This window comes from Nitrosovibrio sp. Nv17, from assembly GCF_900119085.1.
GTDB lineage: Bacteria > Pseudomonadota > Gammaproteobacteria > Burkholderiales > Nitrosomonadaceae > Nitrosospira.
In genome coordinates this window covers 61,891-74,158 of sequence record NZ_FPIQ01000013.1, presented here as the reverse complement: position 1 = coordinate 74,158, position 12,268 = coordinate 61,891, and the positions used below count along the sequence as shown (strand labels likewise).

Annotated in this window: 9 protein-coding genes and 1 pseudogene; 9 read left to right on the top strand and 1 reads right to left on the bottom strand. The window is 53.2% G+C overall.

Annotated features, from left to right (window positions below; all coding sequences use genetic code 11):
• The first annotated feature begins 634 nt into the window (after positions 1–634).
• The 9 genes and pseudogenes from BT108_RS08840 to BT108_RS08800 all read left to right on the top strand — a co-directional run bounded on the left by BT108_RS08840 (position 635) and on the right by BT108_RS08800 (position 10,700).
• The gene (locus tag BT108_RS08840; RefSeq protein WP_083566326.1) at positions 635–1,723 is read left to right on the top strand and encodes a glycosyltransferase family 4 protein; all 1,089 of its coding nucleotides are present in this window, start codon (positions 635–637) and stop codon (positions 1,721–1,723) included.
• 446 nt (positions 1,724–2,169) lie between these two features.
• Positions 2,170–3,263, top strand: a pseudogene (locus tag BT108_RS08835) (IS5 family transposase).
• Positions 3,264–3,477: 214 nt separating this feature from the next.
• Entirely contained in the window at positions 3,478–3,939 is a 462-nt protein-coding gene (locus BT108_RS08830; RefSeq protein WP_072294174.1) for a UDP-N-acetylglucosamine--LPS N-acetylglucosamine transferase, read from the top strand.
• A complete protein-coding gene (locus BT108_RS08825) occupies positions 3,936–4,430 on the top strand; it encodes a glycosyltransferase (protein ID WP_177257288.1) in 495 nt (164 codons plus the stop codon). The genes BT108_RS08830 and BT108_RS08825 overlap by 4 nt, the downstream gene beginning before the upstream one ends.
• A 476-nt stretch (positions 4,431–4,906) precedes the next feature.
• A complete protein-coding gene (locus BT108_RS08820; RefSeq protein ID WP_072294172.1) occupies positions 4,907–5,998 on the top strand; it encodes a Gfo/Idh/MocA family protein in 1,092 nt (363 codons plus the stop codon).
• A gap of 26 nt (positions 5,999–6,024) precedes the next feature.
• Positions 6,025–6,894, top strand: a complete 870-nt coding sequence (locus BT108_RS08815) for a hypothetical protein (RefSeq protein ID WP_218184849.1) — start codon at positions 6,025–6,027, stop codon at positions 6,892–6,894.
• A gap of 45 nt (positions 6,895–6,939) precedes the next feature.
• Positions 6,940–8,055, top strand: a complete 1,116-nt coding sequence (gene wecB, locus BT108_RS08810; RefSeq protein ID WP_072294183.1) for a non-hydrolyzing UDP-N-acetylglucosamine 2-epimerase — start codon at positions 6,940–6,942, stop codon at positions 8,053–8,055.
• Positions 8,056–8,161: 106 nt separating this feature from the next.
• The gene (gene galE, locus BT108_RS08805; RefSeq protein ID WP_072294182.1) at positions 8,162–9,205 is read left to right on the top strand and encodes a UDP-glucose 4-epimerase GalE; all 1,044 of its coding nucleotides are present in this window, start codon (positions 8,162–8,164) and stop codon (positions 9,203–9,205) included.
• Positions 9,206–9,251: 46 nt separating this feature from the next.
• Positions 9,252–10,700 carry a mannose-1-phosphate guanylyltransferase/mannose-6-phosphate isomerase gene (locus BT108_RS08800; RefSeq protein ID WP_072294170.1) on the top strand — a complete coding sequence of 483 codons (1,449 nt, stop codon included), beginning with the start codon at positions 9,252–9,254 and terminating at the stop codon, positions 10,698–10,700.
• Between the two features lie 212 nt (positions 10,701–10,912).
• On the opposite strand, the gene BT108_RS13825 is transcribed toward BT108_RS08800, so the two are convergent.
• Positions 10,913–11,524 (bottom strand): FxDxF family PEP-CTERM protein, encoded by a 612-nt coding sequence (locus BT108_RS13825; protein WP_072294169.1) that lies wholly within the window; start codon positions 11,522–11,524, stop codon positions 10,913–10,915.
• Between the last annotated feature and the right edge of the window lie 744 nt (positions 11,525–12,268).

The window sequence follows — 12,268 nt, the reverse complement described above, 5'->3', positions numbered from 1 at the left end:
CGTGATGTTGCCGACGGTTGAACTGGCAGCGTGAAAATCAGCAGAGATTGCACTTAAAAATACCCGGGCCGCTGTTCAAACGAATGGCCAGCTCTCCTTTGCCGCAAGCACAATATCCGCGATCAGGCATCTCCACGCAGCGACCGTGTATGTACCCCATAAAGTACGTTTGAGTACGCCCTGATTGCTTGGTTCGGAACATTGGACTGTGTGTCTGAGCCATTCCTAAAACGATCGGACAATGGACTGGGCTTCTAAAGTCGCGGCTGTACAACGCTGGTTTCAGCTATGGTCTGCGCCGGAAATTCGTCCCCCCGCATTGTCCGTAGCAGAACGGGATGGTGGAACGATTGATTCGAACCTTGAAGGAGTAATGTGTATGTATCGACATTCTTTCGAGATCCTGCAGCATGCCAACCGTGTGATCGAAGGCTGGATATAACACCAGCGATCGTATCAGGCGCTGTGTATGAGAATCTCGGCCCAAAGCCTATGCATTAACCGCATGACCTGAGCAAGTTCCGATGGGTTAATATCGTTGACAATCAGAACAGGGGGTACTATTGGGATTCCTGTGTCGCCTGGCTTAAAGAACCGATTTGATCAGACCTGACTAAATAGTGCCGAGGTTAATATGGGAAATTCACCATTAAACAAAAAAATTGTTATGGTTGGTATCTCCTTAGCTAGCAATGGAGGAATGGTTTCAGTTGCCCAAGCTTATCAGAGAGGAGGAATTTTTGACCAATGGAACATTGAATATTTAGTTTCCTATAAGCGGCGTGACATTCCTATGCAGCTGGAGGTAATGGCGCGAGCACTTGCCATTTTCTTACAAATGCTTCTAAAGCGCGAAGTCGGTTTATTACATGTACATAGTGCTTCACGTGGAAGCTTTTGGCGTAAATCTATTTTTTGCATGTTTTCAAAGATTTTTAGGGTGCCTTATATTTTACACATGCATAGCGGGGAATTCCCCGTATTTGTTCGTGAAGAATGTGGTTTTTTAGCTCGTAAATGGGTTCAGTATATTTTTCAAAACGCGCATACAGTTATTGCTTTGACTTCAAGTTGGCGTGATTCTATAGCTACTTTAATTCCCAATGCAGCCATAGTGGTACTTGGCAATCCCGTCTTTGTGCCTGACCATATTCGAGAGCAGAGAGTAACAGGCTTTCAGGTTCTTTTTCTTGGAAGATTAAATAAGAACAAGGGGGTATTCGATCTTATTAGAGCAATCCCAAAAGTACTTGACCAGTTACCGCAAGCAAGGTTTATTCTTGCCGGAGATGGTGAGCTTGATAATGTAGCTCAGCAGGCTGAGATATTAGGTGTAAAACATGCCGTTATCCTACCGGGTTGGGTCGAGGGTTCTGCTAAAGATGCCTTATTAGCTTCAGCCGATTTACTGGTTCTTCCTTCATATTATGAAGGACTTCCAGTGTGCATATTAGAAGCAATGGCGGCTGGTGTTCCTGTGTTGTCTAGCGCAGTTGGCGGTATTCCTGATGTATTGGAGAACGGAGCTTGCGGTGTCTTGATTTCTCCGGGAGATGTGGATGCTTTATCTACAGCGTTAATTGACAGCTTACTTGATAGTGAAGGCAGTGAACGTAGGCGTAAGCGGGCATATTTACGAGTCAAGAAATATTTCTCGATCGGTAAGATTTTGGAAAACCTCGAATACATTTACCATACAGCAAAGCAAAAACAGCATCAATAGGACATGGTGGGAGTCATGCTTATAGAAACTAATGCATAGTATTATTGGCTGGTAAGGCGATATGAATTACTGTAGAGGGTAGAAACCTGTTTTCGTATGAACAAACAAGACATCATGGAATCTCTGCAAAACCATTTCACTCCAATGTTACAGATAGTACAGCGATGAAGCAAATAACAAAAAAACTCGGGAATGATCGAGATATTTTATCTGCCCAGTTATAGTTCAAGATTAAATCCCGTCGTCTCAGGCATGCCGATGGGGATGAAAAACCGTCCAAAACCGACCCGAACTCAGGATCGTCGTATTACGTCATCATGTTAAAAATCTTAGAGACATACAATCTATTTATAGGGCCCATACATTAGCAGGCTGTTGAAGAACCTCCCGTCCGCGTTCGAATTGAGCGAAGATTGGCAGAGTCAATGATATGGAGATTGCCCTCGATGCGCGGTGCCGACGGTTTTAGCGAGAACCTGTTCACGATGGTGCGGCTCGAAGAGTTCGTGCCGGCAGACCACCCATTGCGTCCGATCCGCACGTGGGTCAACGACGCGCTGGCTGGCATGAACGCGAAGCTTTCGGCGATGTGCCAAGCCGACATCAAGGGTGGACGGCCCAGAATTGCGCCCGAGAAACTGATGCGCGCGATGCTGCTTCAGGTGCTCTACAGCGTACGCAGCGAGCGCCAGGTTGTCGAGCAGATCAGATACAACCTGCTGTTTCGCTGGTTCGTCGGCCTGTCGATCGACGACACGGTGTGGAACCACTCGGTGTTCAGCAAGAACCGCGACCGGCTGATCGAGCACTATGCGGTCACGGAGCTATTCAACGCGACGGTGGAGATGGCCGGCAAACGCGAGTTGCTCTCGGGTGAGAACTTCAGTGTGGACGGCACACTCATCCAGGCCTGGGTCAGCCACAAGAGCGTGCGGCGCAAGGACGGCTCCGACGAGCGCCCACCCGGGGACTGGCGTGATGAGCCGCGTAGCAACGATACGCACCAATCGACGACCGACGATGAGTCGAGGCTGTACCGCAAGAGCCATGCGGCGTCGGCGCTGCCAAGCAACCTTGGCCACGTGCTGACCGACAACCGCCACGGCTTGGTGGTCAACGTGCGCGCCAGCCAGTCCAACGGCACGGCCGAGCGCGATGCGGCGGCGGACATGCTGCGCGATCTGGGCAGGGCTGGGAGACGCGTCACGGTGGCAGCCGACAAGGCCTACGACACCCGGGGCTTCGTCAAGAGACGTGTCGCGAGCTCAAGGTGACACCGCACGTGGCGCAGAACACCGCCCGCAACGGTGGCAGTGCAATCGACGCGCGCACCACGCGGCACACCGGCTACAGGATCAGCCAGCGCAAGCGAAAATGCATCGAGCAATGCTTCGGCTGGGGCAAGGTGATCGGTCCGATCCGCCAGGTCATGGTGCGTGGGCTCGACAAGGTCGACCAGCTCCTGACGCTGACGATGGCGGCCTACAACCTGATCCGATTGCGCTCGCTGGCGCAGTTGCGCCCGGATTGCGTCCAATGATGGCCACGACGGCTGAAATCGTGCCGCAGGCCGACCAGAGCCGGCCCGTTGCTTGCCTCATTGCCGCAGTCAGGGGCCTTGACGTTCGAAAAGGCGCGGCATGAGGCTCATCTGGTTTGATGAAGAGGATCGGTTCGTGCTCGCAGCCGGTTCTTCAACAGCCTGCTAGGTATGCCGCTTGATACTATTTACTTGTTGTTAATAAAGCATTCAAATGGGTGAGAATATGAGGACAAAAGTTCTAGCAGTAGCTTCTGGCGGAGGCCATTGGGTACAACTATTATGTTTGAGACCAGCCTTTGAAGAACATGATGTTGTCTATGTGACTGTTCAAGCTGATTACATCGAAGAGGTAGTAGACTCGCGTTTTTATAAGGTTACTGATGCAACTCGCTGGAGTCGCTGGAGCTTGGCGAAAATGGTTGCTGAGATGTGTTACATCATTATTCGAGAACGTCCAGATATAGTGATTTCCACGGGATCCGCTCCTGGTGCTGTTGCTTTGCGAATAGGAAAATGGCTAGGCGCAAAAACAATTTGGATCGATAGCATTGCAAATATCCAAGAGATATCTATGTCAGGTTACAAAGTACGTAAGTACTCAGATCTTTGGCTTACTCAATGGGAACATCTTGCTCGTTCAGAAGGGCCTCGCTATTTTGGGAGTATATTGTGAAAATTTTTCTTACAGTAGGATCAATGCTTCCTTTTGACCGTTTAGTAGCGGCAGTAGATAAATGGGCGGAAGGACAGCAGAAAATTGAGGTTTTTGGACAGATAGGCAGGACAACTTCATATCCCAAAAACATTAATTTTAGTACCATGATAAGCCCATCCGAATATAGAAGCCATATTATTAATAGTGATTTGATAATATCACATGTTGGAATGGGCACAGTTATTGCAGCAATCGAGCATAATAAACCGCTTATCTTGTTACCCCGAAGATCAGAACTACATGAAGTTACTAGTAATCATCAACTTGAAACAGCACAGTGGTTAAAGAATAAGCCGGGTATTTATATCATCGATTCTGAAAAGGAAGTGGCCGGGATGATTGCCCACAATATAGAGTCTATGGTAGTTCCACAGATGAAGATACCAGCCGCGAGAAATGATTTGATTAATGGTATACGTCAATTTATATTAAATCCGAACAATGTGTAACTAACATACTCTAGAAAATTTAGGCGGCGGCCAGGTTAGTAGGTTGATGAAGCAATCGCGCAGCGTGCGATATTCAAACACAAGCTACGCGCAGTCACGAACGAGTACATGACGTAGTTGGAGCAGCAGCCCGACCATGTCCGCGCCTACTTCTGTGATCCGCACATCAAGTATGCAGCTTGATGGTATTTGAGGGCTGAATCAACAGATGAGCTATACAGGTACTATCTCACTATGAGCTACTAGAATATTAGGTCTTTCATGAAATGCATCGCCAGCTTACCCAACTACATCATTTCTATAATTAGGTATCCGGATGTTGCTTAAGTAGCCCAGATATAAAGGTGTGGGTAATGGTTACTTTGATTTTCATCACTGGTTAAACATACAAGCTCATTGAGATATATATCTTATAGTAGCGTTTTGCTTTGTGAAGCAAAAATTAGGTCATTACAACCATTATTTAGGGAGAAGATATGGTTCGCATTGCAGTGGTAGGTCTCGGAAAAATGGGATTGTCTCATTATGCAATGATCAATGCCCATTCTCACGTAAAGGTAGTGGCCATCTGTGATGCTGCAGGATACATTCTCGATGTGCTCAACAAGTATACGGGTGTGCCTGTCTTTACGGATTTCGACAGGATGCTGCAGGAAGTTGAACTGGATGCGGTCATCATCGCCACACCTTCAAGCATGCACGTCCGAATGGTCAGAACCGTTGTGGACAGGGGGCTGCACGTATTCTGCGAGAAACCGTTCTGCCTAGATACGGTAGAGGGGGATGCGCTCGTGCAGGTAGTGCATGAGAGAAGACTCGTCAACCAGGTGGGATACCATTATCGGTTCGTTGCTTCTTTCCAGGAAGTCAAGCGCTTGTTGGATGACAAGGCCATCGGTGAAGTTTCGCACATCCTGGCGGAAGCCTATGGTCCGGTGGTGCTCAAGCCCAAGGGTTCGACCTGGCGAACTCAGCGAACAGAAGGAGGAGGATGTCTTTATGACTATGCGGCACATCCGATCAATCTGGTGAACTGGTATATGGGTATGCCCGAGAGTGTCGGCGGAACGGTGCTGAATAAGATTTTTTCCAAGGATACAGACGACGAGGTATTGGGGACATTGTTCTATGCTGGGGGAAAAAGCGCCCAGATTTCGGTCAATTGGAGCGACGAATCCTGCCGCAAGATGACGACCAGGTTGACCATCTGGGGCACGGGAGGGCGTATCTATGCTGATCGGCAGGAGTGCCAGGTATATCTGCGCGACAACAATTTCATTCCAAATGGTTATCAGACGGGATGGAACGTTCGTTACACGACGGATTTGACCGAACCTGTCTGGTTCTATCTCCGCGGAGAAGAATATTCCGCGCAACTGGATTACTTCATCCGGTGCATCGAGGAAAGGAACGTCGATCACAACGTCAATTCATTCTCGGAAGGGATGGTGACGGACCAAGTGATTGCAATGATGATTGCCGATGCGGATGGTTCTCCTCGTGCATCGGGCATTAAGCCTCCAATCGCTCAGAAGAAAAAGACGGGATTTTTTTTCGGTGCCCGTTAGTATTAATTGCCTGGAGATCGGTGAAAATGGATCGCTTATTGTTCGGGGACAATCAGTTTTTTGGGGTCAATCACATGTCGGAAGAGAAGGCGCGTACGCAGTCCATGCGCTTTCAGGACATTCGTGCAGTTATCGACGTATTGGATCAGGCCTACGATGAAGGTGTCAGGTCCTTCATGTGCACCACTCATGATCGCATTGCACTGGTTTGCGATCACATGCGCTCCAACCCGGGGCGTTATGGAGAATTTCGGTTTCTGCCGTGTATGCCGTATGCGCACAAATATGCCAACGCCGTGACGGATGATGGGATACTGGGAGCGCTGAAGCGCTTCATGCCGGACGAGGGCATCATGAATGCTGCGATGCGTGGGGGAATGTCACTGGCCAGGAAGGATATCGAGGGAATTACGACCCTGCTGGTGGATGCCGAGATGAAGATGTTCGCAGGACTCCATACTCCCGTTGTCTTTCTGCAGAATGTGGTGGTCGATCTTCTTCTGGGTCTGGGATTCAAGGATGCCTTCCGAATATTTTCAGATCACATAAGGAATCGATACGGCGCCGAGCCGGGCTTCATCACGATGAACATGCCGATGCTGTTGGATGCACTCGATGATGTTGGAATCGAGAATCCGATCATCTGTTCCAATATCAACAAGATTGGATTTCGCATGTGTGGTGGTTTCGATGCCTATGAACGCTCGTTGAGAGAAAGACGGTTTCGGGCGATTGCAATGTCTGTGTTCGCTTCTGGGGCGATTCCGCCACGGGAAGCGATCGAATGGGTATGCCGGCAACCGAATATTGAAGCCATCGTGTTTGGGGCCTCCACCCGATCAAATATCGTCAATACTAAATCCTTGGTGGATAGCTACTGGCCTCTTAATCAATGAGTCTCGCGGTAACTTTATGAATTGGAGATAAGGTTAGAGATTGACATGAAGAAACTCTATCTGGTCGCCGGTGCGCGTCCGAATTTCATGAAGATCGCCCCAATCGTGCGCGCTCTACAGGCTCACGGTGAACCAGCATTTCGGATCATTCATACAGGCCAGCACTATGATCGGGAAATGAACGACGTGTTTTTTGAGGAACTCGGGATCCCCAAGCCGGACGTCTTCATGGGGGCAGGAGGAGGAAGTCATGCACAGCAAACCGCCAAGATCATGGTGGCTTTCGAAGAACTCTGCCAGGTCGAGCCTCCCGACGCGGTCTTGGTAGTGGGGGACGTGAATTCGACGCTGGCCTGCTCCATTGTTGCAAAGAAGCTGAATATCCCGGTAGCCCATGTCGAGGCGGGCCTGCGTAGCGGCGATATGAGCATGCCCGAAGAGGTTAATCGTATAGTTACCGACAGTATCTCGGACTGGTTCTTCGTGACCGAACCGAGTGGGATCGTGAACCTGCGCAATGAGGGAAAACCAGATTCTGCGATTCATTACGTCGGGCATGTAATGGTCGATAATCTGCTGTATCAGGCGGGTAAGCTGGCCAACATGGATACTTCGGGATTCGAGACGAGCGAATACAAGGCGGCACGCCAGGCTAATGGAGGCCGGTACGGAGTAGTTACGCTCCATCGGCCGGCAAATGTCGACAATGCAGAGGTGATGGCGCGCATCGGCGGGGCACTCCGGGAAGTGGCGGCCGAGTTGCCTCTGATTTTTCCCGTACATCCGCGTACACGCGGGAATCTGGAGAAATTCGGGATCGACCTGGGGCCGGACATTACACTGATTGGGCCGCAAGGCTACATGGCCTTTCTCGATTTATGGAAGGACGCTGCGGTGGTATTGACCGACAGCGGCGGCCTGCAGGAGGAAACCACCGCACTGGGAGTCTCATGTGTCACCATACGCGACAATACCGAGCGGCCCATCACGGTGGAGGAGGGTTCAAACGTACTGGTAGGGACAGATCCCGCGCGCATTGTTGCTGAGGCTCGCAAGGTGCTCAGGGGTGAAGGCAGGCGGGGACAACGTCCGCGGCTGTGGGACGGAAAAGCAGCCGAAAGAATCGTCGAGCTGCTTGTGCAGGAGCTTGTACGTACCTGATGGCATTATGGGGAGGAAATGAGCAGGTGGTTGGGTTGATTATGATGAAAATACATGGATCGGATTGGCCTGTATCGGCAATTCATATCCGCTTATCTGGGTTTTCATGATCCTCGTCACCGGTGGAGCGGGCTACATCGGTTCGCATACCTGCGTGGAACTGCTGAATGCGGGATTCGACGTCACCGTATTCGACAATTTCTGCAACAGCTGCCCCGAAGCCTTGGTCCGTGTGGAGCGCATCGCCGGGAAAAAGGTACGGTGGATACGAGGCGACGTCCGCGACCGTGCCGCGCTGGATGCAGCCCTGCGCGATAGCGGGGCTGAGGCAGTGATTCACTTCGCCGGGCTCAAGGCGGTGGGGGAGTCCGTCAGCCGGCCGCTCGCGTACTACGACAACAATGTGACCGGCACCCTGCGCCTGCTGGAGGTGATGGCCGAGTGCGGCGTGCGCACACTGGTGTTCAGTTCCTCCGCCACGGTGTATGGCGAGCCGCAGCGGCTTCCGCTCACCGAGGCTCATCCGTTGTCCGCCACCAATCCCTATGGGCGCAGCAAGCTTATGGTGGAAGACATCCTGCGCGATTTGCATGCCGGCGATTCGTCATGGCGATTCGGCATACTGCGCTATTTCAACCCCGTGGGAGCGCATGCCAGCGGTTTGATCGGGGAGGATCCGCAAGGCGTTCCCGACAACCTGATGCCTTTCGTGGCCCAGGTGGCGGTGGGGCGGCGGGAATATCTCAACATATGGGGCAACGACTACCCCACGCCGGACGGGACCGGGGTCCGCGACTACATCCACGTCGTGGATCTGGCGCAGGGCCACATCAAGGCGCTGGAAGCGCTGAATGCACTGGAAGGCCAGGGAGAATGCGTGACGGTCAACCTCGGCACAGGAACGGGCTACAGCGTGCTGGACATGGTACGCGCCTTCGAGCGGGCGAGCGGGCGACCCGTTCCCTACAGAATCGCTCCCCGCCGCCCTGGGGATGTTGCCTCGTGCTATGCTGATCCCGCCCTGGCGTCGAGCCAGTTGGGATGGCGGGCGCAGCGGGGGCTGGATGAGATGTGCGCGGATGCCTGGCGCTGGCAGAGCGAGAACCCGCAAGGGTACGTGGTCAGCGGGGAGCAAGGGCGGATCAGCTGAAAAAGTGTGGGGAGAGCACCCGCATTGTCCGAATCAGGGGAGTCTCATGTCAACGTTGGTTCCTGTCGTGTTATCCGGCGGTTCGGGCACGCGTTTGTGGCCGCTTTCGCGCGAGAAATATCCCAAGCAGCTGCTGCCGCTGATCGGGGAGGAATCCCTGCTGCAGGCGACGGTACGGCGCACGGAAGGGTTGCCGGGCGTCGACTTGGGCGCACCGCTGGTGGTCTGCAACGAGGAGTACCGCTTCGTGATCAGCGAGCAGCTGCGGCTGATCGGCAGCAGGGGCGCGGTGCTGCTCGAGCCCATGGGGCGCAACACGGCGCCGGCGCTGACGCTGGCAGCCCTGGCGGCGGCGCGGGAAGGGTCCGATCCCATCCTGCTGGTCATGCCGGCGGATCACGTCATCGCGGATACCTTGCGATTCCAGGCGGCGGTGCGCAGGGGCGTGGAGCTCGCGGCTGCCGGGGCGATCGTCACTTTCGGCATTCAGCCGGATGCGCCCGAAACCGGATATGGCTATATCCAGGCAGGCGAGGCCATCGATCAGGAAGGATCCCACCGTATTGCCCGCTTCGTGGAAAAACCCGATGTCGCCACGGCACAGGCCTATCTCGACGCTGGCACCTATTTCTGGAACAGTGGCTTGTTCATGCTGCAGGCCTCCGTCTGGCTTGCGGCGATCGGCGCCTGTCGGCCCGATATCCTCTCGGCCTGCCGCACGGCCTGGGAGCAGGGCTCGGCCGATGGCGACTTTCTCCGGGTGGGCAGGAAGGCGTTCGCGCAATGTCCCAGCGACTCCATCGACTACGCAGTCATGGAGCGCCTGGCCGCTGGGGATGAGGTGTTGCCTGCCGGTGTGGTGATTCCGCTTGCGGCGCAGTGGTCGGACGTCGGAGCATGGAATTCCCTGTGGGAGGTGTTGCCCAAGGATGCCCAGGGAAACGTCGCGCAGGGCGATGCCCTGTTGCAGGATTGCCGCAATACGCTGATCATGTCTCGGGACCGGCTCGTGGCGTGCGTCGGGATAGAGGACATGGTGGTCGTCGAGACCCCGGATGCGATCCTGGTTGCACGCATGGACAGGACCCAGGACGTGAAGAAAGTCGTTGACAGCCTCAAGCGCGAGGGGCGTCCCGAAAGCCAGTTGCACCGCAAGGTATTCCGTCCCTGGGGCTGGTATGACGGCGTGGATGCCGGCGAACGATTCCAGGTCAAGCGCATCGTGGTCAACCCTGGCGCGGCCCTGTCGCTGCAGATGCACCACCACCGGGCGGAGCACTGGATCGTCGTGCGCGGCACAGCCCGGGTGACGCGTGGCGACACGAATTACCTGGTCTCCGAGAACGAATCCACCTTCATTCCCCTGGGAACCCGCCACCGTCTCGAAAATCCAGGCTGCGTGCCGCTCGAGATGATCGAGGTCCAGTCCGGCTCCTACCTCGGGGAAGACGATATCGTGCGTTTCGAAGATATCTATGGCAGGAAGGAGGGGTGATCTGCCCAGCTTTTGTGATTTGAAGAATGGCACCGTCAGCTGGCTTTCCTGGCCTGCTGAACTCGGCAGAATAAGTTGATCGCGATCCTGATTCCTGCGCTATGCAAAGCTGCAGCCGACCTCCCGGATCATAATATCCATTACCGATGAAAACGGAAACGGCCCCAACCGGGGCCGTTTCTATTCCACAGGGGAACCCAGGCGCTGTTGCCTTACATGCGCTTGGCTGCGTTCCGCCGCCGTACCACCGCACCCATCAGCCCCAGGCCAGCCAGCAGCATGGCGTAGGTTTCCGTTTCGGGAACCGGCGATACGCTGATCGAACCGCTATACAGGCCCCCCAGCGTGCCACTCGTTACCCCGGTGATATTGAGGTATGCCGGCCCGATAAGAGGCTGATCCCACGAAAGGCTGAGGGAATCAGGAGAGTTTCCGGTGGAAGGAAGCACCGTGGACTTCAACAGCACGTCATCGTCCGTGCCGCGAATTCCATCGTCACCATAGGTGAGCAACGACAGAGTGGCGAGTATCGTTCCGAACGATCCCACATCAGGAATGCTCACAGGGAAATTGACCACGCTGTAGCCGGAGCCCACATTGGGTTCGGAAATATTGAAAGTGAAGATATCGCTGAAGGTCTGGGCACCCCCCAGCACAGCCCCATTAAAAGACACCGGGAAAGCGGACGTTACTTCACCCACGTCGGTGACCGCTGCATGCGCACCGGTGCCGAATCCTACCAGGACCGCGGCGGCAACTGCCTGCTTCAAAGAAGATTTGATCATATTCTTGCTCCTATCTATCAGAATATACTCGATATTCATCTATTTCATCCGCTGTATCGTTTGTTGTAAACGCATCTATGCAGCTGTGCTACTTGACAGTCAAAATCACCACATCCCCCTACTACTTGACTGGATACTCGGGATGACCACACTGAAAATTTCGAATCCAAGAAGAAATCGGGATTCGAAGATGAATGAACCCCGACGCCGTGTAAGTTACACCTAGAAATAAAATAACCCAATAGACCGATCGGGCTAGCGGAAAAATTTCGATCTCGCAAGGGGTTATCTTACACCCACGTTACAAAAAAGGGGACTTTAATCATCATTTTTTGGAAAGGGGAGTAGAACTGATCCGGTCAATCATGGTCAACCGCCGGTCATTCAGGCCAAACGCCTGGCGCGGTGCTCGCAACATAATTATGCGCAGCCGCGTTTCTGCAGCATCTCCTGGTTTTGGAGCATTTTCTGGTTTCCGGCCGGTTTTGGGCCCCCTTCGTTAGCGATGCGTCAATCTCCCGGATGGAGCGCGCTACTCATGCAAGCTCGCCGTACGATGTCCAGCTTTCGACGAATCTCGAGTGTCCCTAACCCGGTGGCTCTCACTTCATCGACTCGGTGATCCTGCGGTCTGTGAGTCTCGATCTTTTCATGGGATAGGGCTCTTCAGTGAGAAACTCTGCTTCTCGTTCCCTCCATCTGGGTGGAGACTGCTGTTTATATAATTTAATTTATTGTTAAAACAGAGATTTTTCTGTTGGTCCGATCGGTCTATTGGGCTGA

Bases quoted from the DNA above. Each gene is read 5' to 3' on its own strand.
- BT108_RS08820 (WP_072294172.1), top strand. From the start codon at position 4,907: ATGGTTCGCATTGCAGTGGTAGGTCTCGGAAAAATGGGATTGTCTCAT.
- BT108_RS08830 (WP_072294174.1), top strand. From the start codon at position 3,478: ATGGGTGAGAATATGAGGACAAAAGTTCTAGCAGTAGCTTCTGGCGGA.
- BT108_RS08840 (WP_083566326.1), top strand. From the start codon at position 635: ATGGGAAATTCACCATTAAACAAAAAAATTGTTATGGTTGGTATCTCC.
- wecB (WP_072294183.1), top strand. From the start codon at position 6,940: ATGAAGAAACTCTATCTGGTCGCCGGTGCGCGTCCGAATTTCATGAAG.
- BT108_RS08815 (WP_218184849.1), top strand. From the start codon at position 6,025: ATGGATCGCTTATTGTTCGGGGACAATCAGTTTTTTGGGGTCAATCAC.
- galE (WP_072294182.1), top strand. From the start codon at position 8,162: ATGATCCTCGTCACCGGTGGAGCGGGCTACATCGGTTCGCATACCTGC.
- BT108_RS08800 (WP_072294170.1), top strand. From the start codon at position 9,252: ATGTCAACGTTGGTTCCTGTCGTGTTATCCGGCGGTTCGGGCACGCGT.
- BT108_RS13825 (WP_072294169.1), bottom strand. From the start codon at position 11,524: ATGAATATCGAGTATATTCTGATAGATAGGAGCAAGAATATGATCAAA.